19 protein-coding genes are annotated in these 18768 nt (G+C 73.0%); 12 read left to right on the forward strand and 7 right to left on the reverse strand.

The features are described from left to right. The 6 genes from Dsi01nite_RS26530 to Dsi01nite_RS26555 are packed head-to-tail and all read left to right on the forward strand — an operon-like array spanning position 1 to position 8565. Positions 1 to 2718 carry a lantibiotic dehydratase gene (locus Dsi01nite_RS26530; RefSeq protein ID WP_203848964.1) on the forward strand — a complete coding sequence of 906 codons (2718 nt, stop codon included), beginning with the start codon at positions 1 to 3 and terminating at the stop codon, positions 2716 to 2718. Beyond that, positions 2711 to 3751 (forward strand): lantibiotic dehydratase C-terminal domain-containing protein, encoded by a 1041-nt coding sequence (locus tag Dsi01nite_RS26535; RefSeq protein ID WP_203848965.1) that lies wholly within the window; start codon positions 2711 to 2713, stop codon positions 3749 to 3751. Before Dsi01nite_RS26530 ends, Dsi01nite_RS26535 begins: the two co-directional genes overlap by 8 nt. Then, positions 3748 to 4923, forward strand: coding sequence for a zinc metalloprotease (locus Dsi01nite_RS26540; RefSeq protein ID WP_203848966.1), 1176 nt, complete (start codon positions 3748 to 3750; stop codon positions 4921 to 4923). Before Dsi01nite_RS26535 ends, Dsi01nite_RS26540 begins: the two co-directional genes overlap by 4 nt. A gap of 26 nt (positions 4924 to 4949) precedes the next feature. Beyond that, positions 4950 to 5873, forward strand: coding sequence for an ABC transporter ATP-binding protein (locus Dsi01nite_RS26545; protein WP_203848967.1), 924 nt, complete (start codon positions 4950 to 4952; stop codon positions 5871 to 5873). Next, positions 5870 to 6625: an ABC transporter permease gene (locus Dsi01nite_RS26550; RefSeq protein WP_203848968.1), complete on the forward strand. Its 756-nt coding sequence runs from the start codon at positions 5870 to 5872 to the stop codon at positions 6623 to 6625. Before Dsi01nite_RS26545 ends, Dsi01nite_RS26550 begins: the two co-directional genes overlap by 4 nt. Next, on the forward strand, positions 6622 to 8565 hold the full coding sequence (locus Dsi01nite_RS26555) for a TOMM precursor leader peptide-binding protein (RefSeq protein ID WP_203848969.1): 1944 nt from the start codon (positions 6622 to 6624) through the stop codon (positions 8563 to 8565). Before Dsi01nite_RS26550 ends, Dsi01nite_RS26555 begins: the two co-directional genes overlap by 4 nt. A gap of 6 nt (positions 8566 to 8571) precedes the next feature. Here the strand turns inward: Dsi01nite_RS26555 and Dsi01nite_RS26560 are convergent, their stop codons facing one another. The 4 genes from Dsi01nite_RS26560 to Dsi01nite_RS26575 all read right to left on the reverse strand — a co-directional run bounded on the left by Dsi01nite_RS26560 (position 8572) and on the right by Dsi01nite_RS26575 (position 12222). Continuing rightward, complete coding sequence (locus Dsi01nite_RS26560; protein ID WP_239136183.1) at positions 8572 to 9243, reverse strand: LuxR C-terminal-related transcriptional regulator; 672 nt, start codon at positions 9241 to 9243, stop codon at positions 8572 to 8574. Further along, positions 9231 to 10400 carry a sensor histidine kinase gene (locus Dsi01nite_RS26565; protein ID WP_203848970.1) on the reverse strand — a complete coding sequence of 390 codons (1170 nt, stop codon included), beginning with the start codon at positions 10398 to 10400 and terminating at the stop codon, positions 9231 to 9233. Before Dsi01nite_RS26565 ends, Dsi01nite_RS26560 begins: the two co-directional genes overlap by 13 nt. A 75-nt stretch (positions 10401 to 10475) precedes the next feature. Further along, on the reverse strand, positions 10476 to 11129 hold the full coding sequence (locus Dsi01nite_RS26570) for a hypothetical protein (protein WP_203848971.1): 654 nt from the start codon (positions 11127 to 11129) through the stop codon (positions 10476 to 10478). A gap of 4 nt (positions 11130 to 11133) precedes the next feature. Then, positions 11134 to 12222 carry a hypothetical protein gene (locus Dsi01nite_RS26575; RefSeq protein ID WP_203848972.1) on the reverse strand — a complete coding sequence of 363 codons (1089 nt, stop codon included), beginning with the start codon at positions 12220 to 12222 and terminating at the stop codon, positions 11134 to 11136. A 127-nt stretch (positions 12223 to 12349) separates the two neighbouring features. Here Dsi01nite_RS26575 and Dsi01nite_RS26580 point away from each other — a divergent pair, with 127 nt between their 5' ends. From Dsi01nite_RS26580 to Dsi01nite_RS26590, 3 genes are all read left to right on the forward strand, one after another. Then, positions 12350 to 13420: a sensor histidine kinase gene (locus Dsi01nite_RS26580; RefSeq protein ID WP_203848973.1), complete on the forward strand. Its 1071-nt coding sequence runs from the start codon at positions 12350 to 12352 to the stop codon at positions 13418 to 13420. Beyond that, positions 13417 to 14046 carry a response regulator gene (locus Dsi01nite_RS26585; protein ID WP_203848974.1) on the forward strand — a complete coding sequence of 210 codons (630 nt, stop codon included), beginning with the start codon at positions 13417 to 13419 and terminating at the stop codon, positions 14044 to 14046. Before Dsi01nite_RS26580 ends, Dsi01nite_RS26585 begins: the two co-directional genes overlap by 4 nt. Before the next feature lie 99 nt (positions 14047 to 14145). Continuing rightward, positions 14146 to 15210: a Dyp-type peroxidase gene (locus Dsi01nite_RS26590; protein ID WP_203848975.1), complete on the forward strand. Its 1065-nt coding sequence runs from the start codon at positions 14146 to 14148 to the stop codon at positions 15208 to 15210. A 1-nt stretch (position 15211) separates the two neighbouring features. On the opposite strand, the gene Dsi01nite_RS26595 is transcribed toward Dsi01nite_RS26590, so the two are convergent. Further along, a complete protein-coding gene (locus Dsi01nite_RS26595) occupies positions 15212 to 15661 on the reverse strand; it encodes a hypothetical protein (protein ID WP_203848976.1) in 450 nt (149 codons plus the stop codon). Positions 15662 to 16072: 411 nt separating this feature from the next. Between Dsi01nite_RS26595 and Dsi01nite_RS26600 the strand changes: the two genes are divergently transcribed. The 3 genes from Dsi01nite_RS26600 (at position 16073) to Dsi01nite_RS26610 (ending at position 17801) form a co-directional block, all read left to right on the forward strand. After that, positions 16073 to 16444, forward strand: coding sequence for a BlaI/MecI/CopY family transcriptional regulator (locus Dsi01nite_RS26600; protein WP_239136184.1), 372 nt, complete (start codon positions 16073 to 16075; stop codon positions 16442 to 16444). After that, entirely contained in the window at positions 16441 to 17382 is a 942-nt protein-coding gene (locus Dsi01nite_RS26605) for a M56 family metallopeptidase (protein ID WP_203848977.1), read from the forward strand. The genes Dsi01nite_RS26600 and Dsi01nite_RS26605 overlap by 4 nt, the downstream gene beginning before the upstream one ends. Positions 17383 to 17546: 164 nt before the next feature. Beyond that, the gene (locus Dsi01nite_RS26610) at positions 17547 to 17801 is read left to right on the forward strand and encodes a DUF4229 domain-containing protein (RefSeq protein WP_203848978.1); all 255 of its coding nucleotides are present in this window, start codon (positions 17547 to 17549) and stop codon (positions 17799 to 17801) included. A 108-nt stretch (positions 17802 to 17909) separates the two neighbouring features. On the opposite strand, the gene Dsi01nite_RS26615 is transcribed toward Dsi01nite_RS26610, so the two are convergent. Continuing rightward, positions 17910 to 18296, reverse strand: coding sequence for a hypothetical protein (locus Dsi01nite_RS26615; protein WP_203848979.1), 387 nt, complete (start codon positions 18294 to 18296; stop codon positions 17910 to 17912). Positions 18297 to 18549: 253 nt separating this feature from the next. Then, positions 18550 to 18768, reverse strand: a 219-nt coding sequence (locus Dsi01nite_RS26620; RefSeq protein WP_203848980.1) for a hypothetical protein, incomplete at its 5' end; no start/stop codon positions are given.

Raw genomic sequence — 18768 nt, forward strand, 5'->3', positions numbered from 1 at the left:
ATGACTACGATGCTCCCCGCGACCCGAACGCCCGCACAGACATCCACCCGGCTGCTGGGCCGGTACTTCGCCGTGCGGGTCGGCGGCCTGCCCTACGACACCGTCGCGGCGCTGCGATGCGAGCAGGCCACCGGCTGCGCCGCGGAGATCCTGGACCTGGAGGCGCAACTCGCCGCCGCCGCCGAGCCGATCGGCGACCTGCTGCACGACCTGATCGGCGCGAACGACGACAGCGGATCCCGCCGTGACCTGCTCGCGCTGCGCCGGAAGATCTTCCAGGGCAGGCTCCCGGCCGACCCCGACGCCGCGCTCGCCGCGGTCCTCGCGGTCGACCCGGCGGCGGCCGCGCAGGTCCGGGACTGGCTGACCCGCCGCCGGCACCTCACCGACCGGCAGCGGGACCTCGGCGCGCTGCTCGACACCGACGTCGCCGCGACCCGCGCCGAGCTGTGGCGGCTGTGCGACGACCCGCGGCTGCGCGCCGGGATGCAGGTCGCCTCGCCGGCGCTGGACGAGCAGCTGGTGGCGTTGACCGGCCGCACCACCGCGTCGCCGGCGAAGAAGCTGCGCCGGGTGGAGCGTTCGGTGCTGTCCTATCTGTACCGGACCGCCTGCAAGACGAGCCCGTTCAGCTGGTTCACGGGCATCGGCGTGGGTGAGTTCAGCACCACCGCGGGCGGCGACGTCGAGTTGGCCGTGCCGACGACCTGGCGCAGCCACGTCCGGCTCAACGTGGTCGCGCTGACCCGGATCGTGGACGCCATCTGCGCCGACCCCACCCGCCGCGGTGACCTGCCGATGGTCCTGAGCCCGGGCCTGCGACAGGACCCGGAGCGGATCCGCTACGTGCGCCGCTGGGTCACGCAAGGCGACGACCGGGCCCCCGTCAGCTTCGACTCGATCCAGGACGGCCTGTTCTACCTGCGCCGCAGCGGCCTGCTCGACGGGCTCACCGGCCTGCTGCAGCGCGGCGGGACCTGGCGGTGCGCGGACCTGACCGCCTGGCTGCGCGGGCAGACCCAGGCGGACCCGCAGCGCTGCGACGAGTACGTGTCGATCCTGCTGCGGCTCGGCGTCCTGCAGATCGACGGGTTCGCCGTCGACGTGCACACCCCCGACCCGCTGCGGCAGCTGCGCCACTTCCTCACCACCCTCGACCGGCCGTGGGCCGGCAATCTGGCGCTGCGGCTGGCCGAGCCGATCGCCCTCGTCGAGGCGTTCCGCGACGGTGGACTCACCGACCGCCGCGCGGCGACGCACCGGCTGCAGGAGGCGCTCCGCGACGTCCTGGACCACCTGGGCGCCGGGGCGGTCAAGCTGCCGCCGGCGCTGCTGTACGAGGACTGCCGCGTCGGCGGTGACCTGTCCCTGCCGGCCGGTCCGTGGCGCCGGTTCGCCGAACACGAGCTGGCCGCCGCCGAGGCGGTGCTGCCGGCGTTCGACCTGACGCTGCCGCACCGGATCATGTTCCACGGCTTCTTCGCCGCGCGGTACGGCGCCGGCGGGCGCTGCGACGACCTGCTGCGCCTGGTCGAGGACTTCCACGAGGACCTGTACGACCAGTACCTGATCAGCACCGCCGACATCAGGCCGTTCGCCGAGGACGGCACCTACCGGCCGGAGGAGAACTGGCTGGGCCGCACCGAGCTGTCCCGGCTCGACCGGGTCCGGCAGGACCTCGCCGATCACCTGCGCTCGGCCGTGCAGGCGGCGCCCGGCGCGGCGGAGCTCCGGCTGGATCCCATGGCGCTGCACGGGATCGGCGCCGGTCTGCAGGACCTGTTCGGCGGTTTCCGGCCGCAGAGCCACCTCGTCCAGGTGGTGCCACGGGCCGAAGGGCCGCTGCTGGTGCTCAACCAGTCGCTGGGTGGGGTGTCGTTCCCGTTCAGCCGGTTCACGCACTGCTTCGACGACACCGCTCCGTCAGTGGGGCAGCTGCGGGCCCAGGCCGCCGACGTGGCCCCGGCCGGCGCCGTGTTCGCCGAGGTGACCGGCGGCCCGGTGACCACCAACCTCAACCTGCACGGGCAGCTCACCGACTACGTCATTGTCTGCCCGGGTGAGACCAGCCTCGCGCCGCCGGAGTGCCAGATCCCGCTGTCGGACCTGTACCTGCTGCACGACGCGGCCAGCGACCGGGTGGTGCTGCGCTCCGCGCGGCTGGGCCGGGAGGTGGTCCCGGTCTACCTGGGTTACCTGGTGCCGATGGCGCTGCCGCAGCTGCACCGCACCCTGCTGTTGCTGTCGCCGACGTCGCTGGCCACGTTCGACGTGTGGCGCGGCGTGCCCGCGCCCCCGCCGGTCGACGGCGTGGTCGCGCGCCCCCGGGTCCTGATCGGCGACCTGGTGGTGAGCCGGCGCAGCTGGTCCACGACGGTCGCGGTGCTGCCCCGCCGCGGTGAGGGCGACACCGACGCCGCCTGGTTCCTGCGGTGGCAGCGGTGGCAGCGGGCGCACCGGCTCCCGGCGCAGCTGTTCGCGACGGTCCACAGTGGATTCGGCGGCCGGCCGAAGCCGCAGTACGTCGACTGCGGCAGCTACCTGTCGCTGGTCGCGCTCGAGTCGTCGCTGGACGCGAACGCCGACCGCGTCGTGTTCCGCGAGATGCTGCCGGCCGGCGACCAGCTGACCGCCGGATCGGCCCAGGGGCGGCACGTCACCGAGTTCGTCATCGAGACCTTCCCTTCCCCCCACCGTGCTGGAGCCGACGATGAGTAGCCCGACGGCCGAGCCCGGATCGTGGCTCGGCATGCACATCTTCTACGGCGCCAACGCCCGGCCGATGGTGCTCGAGTGCGTCCGGCCGCTGGTGGACGAGCTGACCACCCTGGGCCTGCTGGACTCGTACTTCTACCTGAACTACTGGCAGGAGGGCCCGCACGTCCGGCTGCGCCTCAAGCCCCGCACCGCCGCCGACGAGCCCGCGGTGCGGGCGGCCGCCGAAGCCGCCGTCCAGCGGTTCCTGGCCGACCGCCCGGCCCTGTACGAGATGAACGCCGGCTTCCGCGGTGAGCTGCACGAGATGCTGTTCCGCCTGGAATACCCCAACGGTGGTCCGCCGGAGCTGCTCGCCGCCGACGGCACCGCGGCGATGCAGCCCAACAACTCCTTCGCCTACCGGCCCTACGAGCCGGAGTTCGGCAAGTACGGCGGCGCGCCGGGGGTCGCACTGGCGGAGTGGCACTTCCGCCACTCCAGCGATCTGGTCATCGACCTGGTCGCGACGATGAACCTGCACCTGCGCCCGGTGGTCCTCGGCATCGCCAGCCAGCTGATGCTGGTGATGGCGGGCACGTTCCTGCCCGGCCGCGACGACCTGGCCACCTTCTTCGACGCCTACCACCAGTTCTGGCGGCACGCGTTCGGCGGCGCCGGCTTCGTGGACAACATCGACTACGACAGCATGTACGAACGCTCCGCCGCCGACCTGGACCGGCGCTTCCGGCCCATCCTGACCGCACTGGAGCAGGGCGAGCCGCAGCGGCTGCCGGTGTTCCTGCGCGGCTGGGCCGAGCACGCCGCGCAGCTTCGCGACCGCGCGTCGGCGCTGGCCGGATCGGGTGCGCTGACCTTCGCCTACCCCGAGGGCGCCGAGCCGGTCACCGTCACCGACCCGCACCAGGCGCTGATCCGGCTGCTGTCGCCGTACCTGCACATGACCAACAACCGGCTGTACGTCACGCTGCGCGACGAGGCGTACCTGGCGTACCTGATCGGCCGGGCGCTGCGCGAGACGGTGCCGGCGCGGTGACCGCCACGACCGGTGTCACCGGCGACCCCCAGGACCTGCTGGACGCGCGCCCGCGAGTGCGGCCCGACCTGCTGATCTCCGCGGCGATGCGGCGCGGCCCCGCGGAGATCCACCTGGTGAAGATCCGCGGCGGCCAGGTGTTCGAGGTCGCGGCGAAGGAGTGCTTCCTGATCCGCCACCTCGACGGGCACCGCTCCGTGGCCGACGTCGGCGACCTGTACGCGGCCCGGTTCGGGCGGCGGCTCGGCCCGGCGCAGTGGTCGCAGCTGCTGTGGCTGCTGCACCAGCGGGACCTGCTGGCCGCGGACGGCCAGAGCCGGCCCCGGCCGGTGCCCCGGCCGGGACTGCGCCGGCTCGCCGGAGCGTTCCGGTGGGCGTTCTCGGTGCCGGCCGGCCTCGCCGCCACGGCCGCGCTGCTGGCCCTGTACACCGCCGTCGGGGTGCGGTCACCGCACCTGTGGCAGGCCGCGCGGCCGGCGCTGCACGACTGGCGTTCGATCGCCGGGGTCGTCGCGGTCTGCTACCTCAGCGCGATGCTGCACGAACTGGCGCACGGCGTCGCCGCCACCCACTACGGCTGCGCCGTGGTGCGGATCAACCTGTTCCGGTTGACCTGCCAGGTCGAGGACTACCAGTACCTGCCGGCCCGGGCCCACCGCGTCGCCGTCGCGGCGGTGGGCGGCGTGCTGAACGCGCTCGTCACGGCGCCCTTCGTCCTGGCCTGGGCGCTGAGCGCACCCGGGTCGGCCGGGCACCGGTTCGCGGCCGCGGTCGCCCTGGCCGGCACGGCGCAGAGCCTCGTCAACTACGTGCCGATCGCACCGCTGGACGGCTACAAGATGCTCAGCCACCAGCTCGGCATGCTCGCCCTCGGCCCGGAGAGCCGCCGCTACCTGTGGTCGCGCCCGCACCGGTGGGTGACGCGCCGGGGACCGGTGTACCCCGGCCCGGCCCGGATCGCGCTCGGCCTGTACGGCACCGCGTGGCACGCGGCCGCGGCGGCCGCCGGCACCACCGCCGCCGTCGCGGGCGGCCGGCTGCTCGAGCCGGCACTCGGCCGGGCCGCCTACGCCGCGTCGGCGGCGGCGGTCGTCCTGACGTTCACCCTGTGGCTCGCCAGTCAACCCGGACTACGCCCGGCACGCAGCCGGACCCACCAACCCGTCACATGAGAGGCGCGGCGTTGAAGACAAAGGCAATGCAGGCAGCGACTTCGCGGACAGCCGCGGAGACAGCCATCGAGGTCGAGCGGCTGCACAAGTCCTACGGCGCGGTCCAGGCCGTGACCGACGTGTCCCTGACCGTGCCGCGCGGCGAGTTCATCGGGCTGCTCGGGCCCAACGGCGCCGGCAAGACCACCCTCATCGAGATGATCGAAGGTCTCCGGGTGCCCGACAGCGGGACGGTGACCGTGCTCGGTCGCCGCCCGTACCCGCGCGATCCGGCGCTCCTGCCGCTGATCGGTGTGCAGACGCAGAAGTCGGCGTTCTTCCCGCACCTGACCGCCGTCGAGCATCTGGAGACGGTGGCCGCGTTCTACGGCCTCGACCGCGGCGCCGCGCAACGGGCCCTCGCGCAGGTCGGCCTCACCGACTCGGCCGGCGTCCGGGTGTCGAAGGTGTCCGGCGGGCAGCGGCAGCGCCTCGCGATCGCCACCGCGCTGGTGCACCAGCCCGAGGTCATCTTCCTCGACGAGCCGACCGGGGCGCTCGACCCGCAGGCCCGCCGCGATCTGTGGACGATGCTGCGGCAGCTCAAGGCGGCCGGCCGGACCATCGTGTACACCACCCACCACCTCGACGAGGCCGAGGAGCTCTGCGACCGGGTCGCCATCCTGCACCAGGGCCGGATCCTGACGCTCGGCACCCCGCACGAGCTCATCGGCCGGTCCGGGGTCGGCAGCCGGGTGCTGCTGCCGGCCACGGCGATGTCCGCCGAACAGGCCCGCACCCTGGACGGCGTCGACGACGCGACCGTCGGCACGGACCTGCTCACCCTGCACACCCGGCACCTGGCCCGGGTCCTGGCGGCCCTGGGCGACCACGGCGGCCTGGACGGCGTCCAGACCAGGTCGGCCACCCTCGAAGACGCGTACCTGGAACTGATCGGAGCACAGTCGTGACCGCGTTCGCGGCCCTCACCCGGGCCTCCTTCAAAGCCAACACCCGCGACACCGCGACGATCTTCTTCACCTTCGCCTTCCCGCTGATCTTCCTGACCATCTTCGGCCTGATCTTCAAGGGCCAGCGGGTCGAGGAGACCGGCAACGGCTACATCGACTTCATCGCCCCCGGCGTCCTGGCGTGGGGGCAGGCCAACGCGGCCTCGTTCGGGGTCGCCTTCTCCCTGATGCAGTGGCGCAAGGACGACCTGCTGCGCCTGATCCGGCACACTCCCGCCCCGCTGAGCGATGTGGTGCTGGCGCGGCTGGCGATCGCGGTCGGCGTCGGCGTCGCCCAGTGCGTGCTGTTCATCGGGGTGGCGACCATCCCCCTGTTCGGCATGCACGTGTCCGCGCGCTGGCCGCTCGTGCTGCCCGTGATGCTGCTGGGCATCGCGGCGTTCCTCGGGCTCGGGCTCATCATCGGTGCCGTGTCGAAGACCCCCGAGGCGGTCAGCGCCATCGGCAACTGCGTCGTGATCCCGATGGCGTTCCTGTCCGGCGCGTTCATCCCCGTGGAGCTCATGCCCGCCTGGCTGCAGGACGTGTCGTACACGATGCCGCTGCGCTACCTCCTCGACGGCCTCGTCTACGCCCTGGCCGGCGCGGGTGAGGCCCGCGACTACTGGATCGCCTGCGGGGTGCTCACCGGTTTCGCCGTGGTGTTCACGGCGATCGGGCTGCGCCTGTTCAAGTGGAGCAACGAGGAGTGACGACGTCAGCGACCCGGCCGGCCGCGCAGGCAGCGAACCGGCCGGCAACGACCACGGCCGCGGCGGCCCCGCTCAGCGCCGCCGCGGCCCGGCTCCGGCGGGCACTCGACGCCCGCTGGCTCGCGGATCCTCGTGACGGTGGGCGGCGACCGGCCGTGGTGACCCTCGGCGCCACCGACCTCACGAACGATCCCGACCCGGCCCGCCGGGACGCCAACGTGCACCTGTCCGCGGGCAGCGTCGTCATCGGCCCCTGGGGAGGGCCCGCCGGGCCGGACGGCGCGTGTGGGCACTGCTTCGGGGTGCGGTGGCAGCGGATGCGCGGGCGCACCGAGCGTGACGCGCTGGAGACCGGCCGGCACCTCACCGCCGTGGGCGACTGGCCGGAGCTGCCGCCGTACCTCGTCGACGCCGTGTGGCAACTGTTCCGCGCGATCGCCGGCACGCCACCGACGGCCGGCCGCTACCTCGATCCGGACAGCGACGCGCTGGCCCGGGTCACCTCGCTGGACCTCGCCAGCCTGCGCACGGTGACCGTGCCGCTGCTGCCGGAGCCGCTGTGCCCGAGCTGCGGCCGCGTCGAGACCGACCGCCCGGCCCGCTGGAGCGCCCTGCAGCCGCGCCCGAAACCGGCACCGGACACCTACCGCCTGCACGACGCGCACGAGTACCGGCTCCCGGTCGGTGCGCTGGTCAACCCGGTCAGCGGTGCCATCGGCGCCGGGGCGCTGATGAACCCGGCCATGCCCACGACGTCGCCGGTCACCGGGGGCGTGTTCATCCGCGGCTACGCCGGCCTGCTCGACGTCGCCTGGAGCGGGCACGCCGCCGGCTTCGGCGACAGCCTGCGGCTGGCCTACCTGGAAGGGCTGGAACGGTACGCGGGCACGCACCGCCGCCGCGCCGGGCCACCGCTGGTCGCTGCCTACGCCGACGTCGCCGACCGGGCGCTGGACCCGGCCAGCTGCGGCGTCTACCCGGACGAGACCTACGACGTCGACCCGCTCGTGCAACGCTTCGACCCGACCCGACCGATCCCGTGGGTGTGGGGGCACGTCGTCGGCACCGGCGAACCGATCATGGTGCCGCGGCGGCTGTGCTTCTACAGCTCCGGGGCACCCCACGACAACTTCGTGCTCAGCTCCTCCAACGGCTGCGCCACCGGCGGCTGCCTGGAGGAGGCCATCCTGTACGGCCTGCTGGAGCTGATCGAACGCGACGCGTTCCTGCTCGGCTGGTACACCCGGCAGCCGTTGCGCCGCATCGACCTCGACACGTGCGCGAGCACCCACGTCCGGTCCATGATCGACCGCAGTTCGCTGGCCGGCTACGAGGTGCTCGCGTTCGACAACCGCACCGACCTGACCGTGCCCGTGGTCACGACCCTGGCCGTCCGGCACGACGGTGGCCCGGGACTGCTCGCCTTCGCGGCGGGCGCGCACCTCGACCCCGCCCGGGCGGTCGCCGCCGCACTGTCCGAGACCCTGTCCTACATCCCGGTCAAGGCCCGCACGACCCGCCGGCGGCGGGCCCAACTCGACGCGATGGCCGACGACTACACCCTCGTGCAGACCGTGCACGACCACGCCGACCTGTTCGGCCTGCCGAGGATGCGCGAGCACGCCGCGGACTACCTCGCCGACCGGCCGCTCGAGGCGATGAGCGACGTCTACGGCGCGCCCCGCACCCCGACCCATGACCTGCTGCACGACCTGCAGCAGGTGCTGGACGAGCTGCACGCCAAGGGCCTCGACGTCATCGTCGTCGACCAGAGCACCCCCGAGCAGCACGCGATGGGCCTGCGCACGGTGTGCACGATCGTGCCCGGCCTGCTGCCGATCGACTTCGGGTGGCTGCGGCAGCGGGCGCTGAGCCTGCCCCGGCTGCGGGAGCGGCTGGCCGGTGCCGAGCCCCGGCTCGTCCCGCACCCGTTTCCGTGACCGGCTTCAGTTGGTCGGCGGGGTGGCGTTCGGCCCGGGCAGCCGCTCGCGGCCGAGCGCGTCCTCGCGGATGCGCTCGCCGTACTGGCCACGGTGCCGGATCGGCCGGCCGACCTCGGCATACTTCTGCTTCGCCCGCTCCAGATGGGTCCGCACCGTGCCCGGGGCGATGCCCAGCTGGCGGCCGACCGCGTCCACGGTCATCCCGCGGCCGTACGCCACCAGCACCTCGTGCTCGCGGGGAGTGAGCTCCGGCCGGTCCGGCCGGTCGTCGCGGCCCAACCAGAACGCGTGTTCCGTCGTCATCGGCGAGTCGCCCCGCGCGACCGCCCGGATGACGTCGGCGAGCGACGTGAGGTTGGCGGTCTTCGCCACGTAGGCCACCGCGCCGGCCTCGGTCGTCGTCAGGATGTAGGACAGGTCGGGCACCACCGTGATGACGATGACGGTGAAGCCCGCATTGACCAGCCGCACCACGTTGTCCACCGGGTCGGAGAAGTCCTCCAGGTTGAGGTCCAGCAGCACGATCCGGGCCGAGACGGTCTGGCTGAGGAAGTCGTCGACCGACGACGCGGTCGCCGCCAGCCGGATGTCGGGCATCCCCGAGATCCAGGTCGCCATGCCCTCCAGGAGCATCCGGTCGTTGTCGATCGCCGCGATGTCGATCACGGTTTCCACAGCACCTCCACCACCGTGCCATGTCCTGGGGTGGACGTGACGTCGACCGTGCCACCCGATTCGATCACCCGATGGCGCAGCTCGCGGATCAGGCCGCGGCCGACCGGCGCGGCGGACGGCTCGAACCCGACGCCGCGGTCGACGACGGTCAGGCGTACCCCACCGTCCTCACCGACCGCGGTGAGCCACGCCTCGTCGGCGCCGGCGTGCTTGGCGACGTTGGTCAGCGCCTCGCGGGCCGCCCCGAGCAACATGGCCGCCCCGATCTCCGGCAGCCTCGAGGGTAGCGCGTGATACTGCGCGTGGACCCGCAGGCCGAGCGCCTGCTTGTCACGCACCACACCGGCGAGGGCGCTCACGAAGTCGCCGGGGCCGGTGTCGTCGGCGCCGGTGATCAGGCCGCGCAGGAAGTCGGCGTCCCGGGCGCACAAGGCCCGGACCTCCTCCGCGCGGTGGTCCAGCCCACCTCGGGCGATCTTGCTCAGGGTGCTGAGCACCGTGTGGTGCAGCACGTCGTACTGCCTGGTCCGTTCGTCGAAGCGGGCCCGGGCGGTGGCTTCCCGGCCGCGGGCCTCGATCGCGTCGGCGGTCGCCAGATCGACCTTGTGGGCGGCGCTGCGCAGCAGCCGGGCACACATCCAGCCGAGAAACCCGAAGCCGATCATGAAGAAGGCGTTCACCGCGAGGGTCCCGGTCAGCCCGGGTGTCATCCCGCCGCTGTGCAGCATCTGGTTCCAGATGCCGGTGATGTACGACCCGACCATCGCCAGCGTGCCGACCGCCGCGAACCCCAGCTGGACGAAGATCGTCGCGAGCATGATCGCGCCCATCGCCTGCGGCACCACCCAGAGCTGCCAGCCGGCCGCGCAGGTCGACGCCACGCACATCTGCGGGACCGTGATCAGCCACATCCCCGCGAGCGCCAGGTCGACCACGACCCACGGCAGCGAAACCTCACGCCGGCGCAGCAGCACGGAGAACAACACCGCCGCCCAGACCACGGCCAGCAGGTGGCTACCGATGATCACCGTCTTCCAGCGGAAGTCGTTGAGCCCGCCGGCCAGCAGCACCGGCAGCCCCACCGACAGCTGGATGGCCCGCAGGCAGGCACACACCTGCAGCAGCACCAGCTCTGAGCGGGCCTGCGCGCCATTCACAGTTGCTGATGGATGCACTGAGCCAAGGTCGCATATCCGGCACCCACTGCGATAGTACGCAGAAGCGTGTACCCGTCAGCCGCGGGCTTCCAGCAGTTCGTTCCTGACCGGGGGGCGTGCCGCGAGGGCGGCGGCGAGGGCGAGGAACACCGCGCCGGGCGGGATGAACATGAAGTAGTGCGGCTGGCCGAACCACTCCCATGTCTGCGGCCAGTCGGGCCCGCCGTACTGGACCGTGCGGATCGTCGTCAGTGGCAGCGCGACGGTGGTCGGCAGCAGCCAGGGCAGCAGCCCGATGCCGTACAGCGCCTCGGCCGGCCGTCCGAACGGGTGGCCGGACCCGGTGCGGCGGCTGCCCCATCCGAACGCGAGGAACGCCAGCAACGCGCTCAGCAGCCCGCCGCCGATCCCGGCGGGCCAGGCGGCCACCGGGGTCGAGCGGGCGATGGAGACGAAGACCGACGGGTCCGCGGTCACGGCGTAGCCGTAGACGGTCACGGCGATGTCCAGGCCGTCGCGGCGGGCGAGGACGGTGACGTGGTTGTCCGGATCGTCGTCGGTCACCATGCGGATGCGCCAGCCGTGGGCCCGGAGCCCGGCGGTCGCCCGTTCTGCGATGCTGGCCACGCTGGAGCGCAGGTTGCCGGGGATGCCGGCGGCGACTTGCGTGCGCCCGTAGTCCCCGCCCTCGAACGACGTGACCCACCGCGCGTAGCCGGCCCACCCCATATGGTCAATGGGTCCGGCACGCCGCTGACGGCTGTCCGCTCGGCGTTTTCACCGGCGCGTTGACGCAGTGGGCGCAGTCTCCCCGGCGACGGATCCGGTAGGCGGCCGCGGCCACGGCCAGGGCGGCACCCCACAGCGGCCACAGCAGGCCCGGGCCCATCATCGCCAGCTTCCCGGGATCCGGGTCCAGGTACAGCACCCGGCCGAACATCAGCCCCGCCGACGTGACCGCCATCGCGACGACGACGGCGGGCACGACCGCGAGCGCGACCGGCACCCGGCGCCCCCGCAGCACCGGGATCCAGCGGGGGAACCGCTCGCCCCACGGGCGGATCAGCCCCAACGTCAGCACCGACCCGCCCAACCCCATGGCACCCAGCGCCGCGCCGCCCCACCAGATGCCGGGCATCTCCGCGGCCATGTCCCGCAGCTGGGCCGAGCTGAACCCGAGCGGTATCCCCAGTGCCCACGCGAACCGGGTCGCGGCGTACACGACCGGTACACCGGCGGCGACCCACACGGCGATCCGGCCCCAGCGCGCCGGGTCCCGGCCGTCGCTCACGCCGGTGCGCCCGCAGCTGCCGCAGGCGTCGCGGCGGGCCCGGCGGTGGGTGAGGGCCGCCAGGGCGAACAGGGCGCCGCCGGCCATCAGGATGCCCTGGTTCAGCACCGGCCACGGCAGCTGCGAGCCGATCGACACGCCGTCGGGCCAACCGAACGGCTTGCCGGCGAGGAGCACCGGCACGTGCCCCATCGCGACCAGCGGCCGGTAGTCGGGCACGACCACGCCGAGCGTCAGTGCCACCGTCCACGCGACCGTCTCCAGCGCGATCCCGGCCCGGCCCCTGCTGGCGCGCCCCGCGAGCAGCGCGGCGATGACCGCGGCGCCCAGCGCGACCGCCGCGATGACCGGCGCCGCCACCGACTGGCGGACCCCACCGAGAATCGACAGGCCCTTCTCGATGCCCGGGTCGGGGTCGCCGGGGCCGAACGGGAAGCCGCCGCCACCGGTGGTCCAGTACAGCGCGAGCAGGCCGTACGCGAGGGCCCACCCGGCGGCGAGGGCGGGCCAGTTGACGCGTTTGAGTGTCATGGGTTCAGCCTCGGCGGGCCGGCGGCGGCGCGGCATCTGCCGAAGGACGGGTTGTGCGCGGCGCGGGCACCGGTGGCTCTGCCGTTCGGCGGACGCACCGCCGCCCATGGGTCTCTACGCTGGGCGGATGAGCGACGCGATCGGAACCCTCGCGGTCGTGCCGGCCGTGACCGCCGCCGGTGCCGTGGCCGCCGCGGCGGCCGTCGCCGCGGCCGGCCGGCCGGACCGGGCGGTGTGGCCGGCGCGCCTGGCCGTCGCCGCCGGTGCGGTGTCCCTGGCCGCGACCGCCGGGTATGTCGTCGCGCCACCCGACTACGGCGAGGCCGCGGGCTGGGCCGGGATCGGCGAGTGCGCGGCGCTGCTGGTGCTGCTCGTCGCCGCGACCCGGTGGGCGCCCCGGCGCTCCGCGGTCGCCGCGGTCGTCGTCGCCGGGCTCGCCGTCGCCGTGTGCGTGCTGCGGTTCCTGCCGTCGGACTCGCTGCTGGACGCCGTCGGCGCCTGCGCCCTGTGGGCCGGCGGCCCGGCGGTCGCGGTGGTGATCGGCGGATACCCGCGCCTCGCGGAGGCCCGCCGCCGCGGCTCCGTCGCCCGGGAACGCCGCTCGCAGCGCCTCGCGCTCGCCCGCGACCTGCACGACTTCGTCGCCCACGACATCAGCGGCATCGTGGCCCTCGCGCAGGCCGCCAAGTTCGTCGCCGGCACCGACCCGGCCCGCGCACTGGACGCGCTCGACCGGGTCGAGGCGGCCGGGCTGCGGGCCCTGGACACGATGGACCGCACCGTCGCGATGCTCGGCGACCTCGCCGGCCCTCCCGGCGCGGCGCCCGGCCTCGCCGACCTGCCCGAACTGCTGCACCGCTTCGGCGGCCACGTCGAGTCCTCGCTCGCCGCACCGGATGGGGTACCGGTGGAGATCGGCGCGACCGCGTACCGCCTGGTGCAGGAGGCGCTGACGAACGTCCACCGGCACGCGCCGGCCGCGACGGCGGTCCGGGTCGTCGTGTCCCGCACGCCGGGCCGGGAACTGGCCGTCACCGTCACCAACGACGCGCCGGCCCCGGGCACCGCGACTCCCGGCAACGGCACCGGCCTCGCCGACCTCCGGCACCGGGCGCACCTGCTCGGCGGCACCCTGCGGGCCGGGCCGCACGACCACGGCTGGCGCGTCGCCGCCGTGCTGCCGCTGGACCGGCCGTGACCACCCGCATCCTGATCGCCGACGACCAGGAGAACGTGCGGATCGGGTTCCGGCTGGTCCTGGACAGCCAACCCGACATGACCGTGGTCGGTGAGGCCGCCAGCGGCACCGCCGCCCTCGACCTGGCCCGTCACCTGCGCCCCGACGTCGTCCTCGCCGACATCCGCATGCCCGGCCTCGACGGCCTGGAACTCACCCGGCGGCTGGCCGGCACCGGACCCCGCGTCATCGTGGTCACCACCTTCGACCAGGACGACTACCTCACCACCGCGCTGCGCGACGGCGCCTGCGGCTTCCTGCTGAAACGGTCCGGGCCGACGTTGCTGATCGAGGCGGTCCGCGCGGCGATGGCCGGCGACACCCTCATCAGTCCGCAGCTGACGGTCCGCCTCCTGCGCCGCCTCCAGCCGCTTGCCGCAACACCCGGCGTCGCCGCCCTGACCGACCGGGAACGCGACGTCGCCCGGGCGGTGGCGGCCGGCGGCACCAACGCGGAGATCGCGGCGGAGCTCAACATCTCGGCCGGGACCGTGAAGACGCACCTGGCCAGCATCCAGACGAAGCTCGGCGTCCGGAACCGGGTCGGCGTCGCGGCCCGCATGTGGGCCTCCGGCGCGGTCCCCTGACGGCGGTCGTGGCGTTCGTCCTCACCGCGACCCCGGACTCGTCGCCATCCCGGCGTCGCACGCTGGTTTGATGGAGGCCGCTCGATGTAGGTTCTCGCCATGGGTCCAGTGGCAGGCGGGCGGGGGATGTCACGCCGCTCGGTGCTGGCCGGCACCGGGATCCTGGGAGGAGCGCTGCTCGGTGCGGCGGGATGCGGCGACGAGCCCTCGCCGGCGTTCTACGGCGGGCGTCAGGCCGGAATCACCACGGCGGTGCTTCCATACCTGCAGATCGCGGGCTTCGACGTGGTGGCGCGGGATCGCGGCGGACTGGCCGACCTCCTGCGCACGTGGACACGTGTCGCGGCGGAGCTGACCGGGCAGCCGGGTGCCGAGCTCACGGTGACGTTCGGTTTCGGTCCGGGACTGTTCACGGAAGGCCGGTTCGGGTTGGCGGACCGCCGACCGCCGGCGCTGTCCGAGCTGCCGGCGTTTCCCGGTGAGCAGCTGGACCCGGCCGCCGGCGGTGGGGATGTCTGCGTGCAGGTCTGTGCCCGGCACCCGACCGCCGCGCACGACGCGGTGCGTGCGCTCGTCAACGCGGGGCGGTCGAGCGCGCACCTGCGCTGGCGCCAGGTCGGCTTCCGGGACGCCGTCGACCGGGCTGATCCCGTCGGCCTGTTCGGCTTCCGCGACGGCACCGCCAACCTCGACGTGGCCAAGGAGCAGGCGGAGCAGCTGTGGGTGAGCGACGGCCCGGCGTGGCTGCACGGCGGCACCTACCTCGTCGTGCGGCGGATCCGGCTGCTGCTGGACACCTGGGACCGCACCGATCTCGCCACGCAGGAAGCGATCATCGGCCGCCGCCGCGACAGCAACGACCGCCTCGACGGCCTCCCCGGCGCGCACGCCCAGCTGGCGTCACCCGGGGCGAACGGCGGCGTCAAGCTGCTGCGGCGCTCCTACTCCTACGACGCCGGCGCGGACCCCAACGGGCTGATGGACGCCGGGCTCATCTTCATCTGCTTCCAGCGGGATCCGCGGCGCCAGTTCGCCGCGATCCAGCAACGTCTGGCCGCGAACGACCCGCTCAACGGCTTCAGCCAGCACCTGTCCAGCGGCGTGTTCGCGTGCCCGCCCGGCATCGAACGCGGCTCATGGATCGGCGAAGGTCTGCTGTCCTGAGCTACTGGGGCTTGGCGCGGGGCAGCGCGATCCGTGCGAGCGCGATGACCTTGGTCTTGGGGTCGGCGGGTGGCTTGGCGCCGCTGAACTTGGCGGTGAGATGGGTCTTGCCGCTCATCACCTGCAGCTCGTACTTGTCCGGGGTCCAGTACGCCTCGTCGCCGATCCCGCTGACAGCCTCGACGGCGGCCGGGTTGCTGCGGCCCCGTTCGAAGTCGTCCCGGCCACTGGCCTCGGAGTCGTCGAGGATGTAGAAGTATTCGGTCACGCTGGGCTTCTCGCTCGGTGCGAGAGGGCCGAACGCGGGGGTGATGCCGAACGCGCACACCGGCGGCCAGCTGTCCACCTTCAGCGCCGGATTGACCGGGATCTTCAGGACCTGGCCGACCTCCTCCTGGGTGAGCGTCCGGCACGGGTCGGCCAGCTGGCTGACGTCCCACGAACCGTGCATCGCCGTCGGGCTTCCCGGAGGACCGGCCAACGGCCCGTGGGACGGAGGCGGGCCGGCCGGCGCGGGGGTGCGGAGCGCTTCCGGCGGAGAGGATGACGGCGATTCGCCGGTGCAGCCGGCGCAGCTGGTTACTAGGGCCGCTAGTACGACCACGCGATAGGAAAACGATTGCTTGGCGGGCGTTCTCCACATGAGCGGGAGTCTACGACGATCGATGGAGTTTTGATAGGTCGCGAAAAAAGCCCGTGACCTGGCAAGGGGCGGGAGCCCGCGGGCGAGGCTCACGCCGCGTCGAGCTACTAGAAGCATTCGTAGGTGGAGCTGCAGGGGTCGTATCCCTGATGGTTCGGCCGACCCCGGTGGGTGCGCCGCCAGGTTAGGCTTGCTGTCAGCCGCGTGGAGGGGTGCATCGTGCAGGGGTTCGGGGAGCTGGAGACGGCACTCATGGAGGTGCTGTGGAAGCGGCAGGCGCCGACGACCGTCCGTGAGGCGATGGACGACCTGCGGTGGCATCGGCAGCTCGCCTACACCACGGTCATGACGGTGATCGACACGCTGTACCGCAAGGGCTGGCTGACCCGGGAGCCGGACGGACGTGCGTACCGGTACCTGCCGGCGCTGACCCGCGACCAGCTCGTGGCGCAGACCATGCACGAGGTCCTCGTCGACAGCGGCGACCGCGGCGAGGCGCTGATGCACTTCGTCGGCCGGATGACGATGGACGACGCGGCCGCCCTCCGCGAGGCACTGAGCAGCTACGAACGCCGGATCACGGGCCGATGAGCCCGCTGCTGCTGATCGCGTTCACGCTGGTCCTCGCGTTCGTGGCGGCGCCGCGGCTGGCGGGGGCGTCGTGGGTGCTGCGGGCGCCGCGGCTGGCCCTGACCACCTGGCTCGTCGGGTCGTGCGCCGTCGTGGCGTCGAGCCTGCTCACCGGCCTCAACCTGCTGTTGTACTGGGACCGCACCCACGACCTGGTGAGCGGGGCCTGGCACTTCTGCCTGGACTCCCTGCTCGGCCGGCACGACGCTCCCGCTCAGGTCGCCGCGGTCGTCGGGCTGCTGACCGTCGCCGGGCTGTGCTATCGGATGGGGCTGGGCATCACCCGGCTTGCCGCCGCCCAGCGTGCCCGGCGCGCCGATCTGCGGATGTTGGTCCGGCTCGCCGGCATCCCGTCGCTGGTGCCCGGCGCGACGGTGGTGCGGCACGACCAGCCCGCCGCCTACCTGATGCCGGGGAAGACCACCGACATCGTCATCACTTCCGGCGCTGTTGACCAGCTCAGGGCGCCGGAGCTGCACGCCGTGCTCGCCCACGAGCGGGCCCACGCCAGTGGGCGCCACTACCACCTCACCCACTGGGTCCGGTTCCTGGTCCAGGCGTTTCCCGGGGTTGCCTGCTTCAGGCTGGCGAAGCGACAGGTGGAGCGGCTGGTCGAGTTGTGCGCCGACGACACCGCTGCCCGAAGTGCGGCGCGGATCGACCTGGCCCGGGCGCTCGTCACCATGGCCCGACCGGTGAGCGCGGACAGCGGGCTGCTGGCCGCCGGCGGCGGCGACAGCCTGGAACGGCTGCACCGCCTCCTCACGCCGCCGCGACCGCTCACCGTGTTCGCCCGGGCGTGTGTCGCGGCGGGAGTTGCCGCGGTCGCGGTCGCCCCCCTGGCCCTGGCGATGTTCGACCGGTACGTGTCCTGGGTGCCCGACGCGTTGTCGTTGTAGCCGCTTCCCGCGCGTGGTCAGCACCGGAACGTGCCGGCGAGCTGGCCGAGGTCCGCGCGACGGTCTCCGCCACGCAGCGGCGTGCGCCCAGGCTACTATCGTCGATAGTCGACCGGGGGGCGCGCGGTGCGGGGTGGCGCAGGCGCACGGTAGAGTCGCCGGTTGTGGGACCCGTCCTCAAACTGCTCGGCGCGCGCCTCGTCCTGTTCGTGGCGGCCGCTGCCGTGTTGTCGGTGCTGCCGATCGAGCTGGATCCGTTCGTCAAGCTGCTGGTCGCGCTCGCGGTGAGCATGGTTGTGTCGGCCTTCGTGCTGCGTGGGCTCCGCAGCGATGTCGGCGCCCGGCTGGAGCGCGGAGCCCAGCAACGCCTGGACCGTGCACGGGACGCGCAACCCGCCAAACGCGCACCGCGGCAGTGAGGCCATCACCTGCGGGGGATTGCTGCGGTAAGGGGTGTACCGCCCACCGGCTGGCACACCCCTCGCAGTTGCGCGTAGCGGCTTGACACCTCGTCGGTGCCTTTGACGTCAGTGCCCGGCGATGGCCGGGCCGTGGCCGCCGTCCGTGATCTGGGTGCCTTCGGCGAACGCCGACTCGAACTGGGCGCGCAGCGCGTCCATGCTCGCGTACTCGGAGGTGTGCGACTGCTCGCTGCCCTCGGCGGCGAAGACGCTGTTGGTCTCGGCCTCGTCGTGGGAGTAGCTGGTGTAGTCGGTGGACTCGTAGCGGGAGCCGTCGGCGCCCTCGTATTCGACGTGCTTGCCGGTCTCGAAGTCGGTGGACTCCGCCGACGCGCTGTCCTGGCTGTAGACGCCGAAGTCGGACTGGTAGTCCTGCTCGCTGCCGGCCTCGGTGTGCAGCTGCTCGATCTCGCCGGACTCGGCGCCGGTCTGGAACTCGCCGTACTCACTCATGGGGTATCCGATCTGTTTTGAGGGTTGATGTGGGTGTGGTGCTGCGGCGGCGCGCCGGTTCTCATCCGGGGGATTGGACGGGAACCGGCGCCGACCTTCCGCCCGTCCCGAAGCCCCGGAGCGAACGGGGTTCGGAGCAATCGACGGTCAGATCGTTCGGCGGCATCCCGCAACGCCACCGACACCGAACTCTACTAGCCAGCGTAGTAGTTAGTGCTCATCCGTCGGGTCCCCGACGGAGCGCGATCAGGCGTCAGTTCGAGGCGATCGACAGGCCGGCCTGGCCGCCGTCGGAGATCTGGGTGCCCTCGGCGAAGGCCGACTCGAACTGGGCGCGCAGCGCGTCGAGGCTGGAGAACTCCGAGGCGGAGTACTGTTCGTTGCCCTCGGCGGCGAAGACGCTGTTGGTCTCGGCCTCGTCGTGGGAGTAGCTGGTGTAGTCGGTGGACTCGTAGCGGGAGCCGTCGGCGCC

It is taken from the genome of Dactylosporangium siamense, assembly GCF_016862795.1.
GTDB classification, from domain to species: Bacteria; Actinomycetota; Actinomycetes; order Mycobacteriales; family Micromonosporaceae; genus Dactylosporangium; species Dactylosporangium siamense.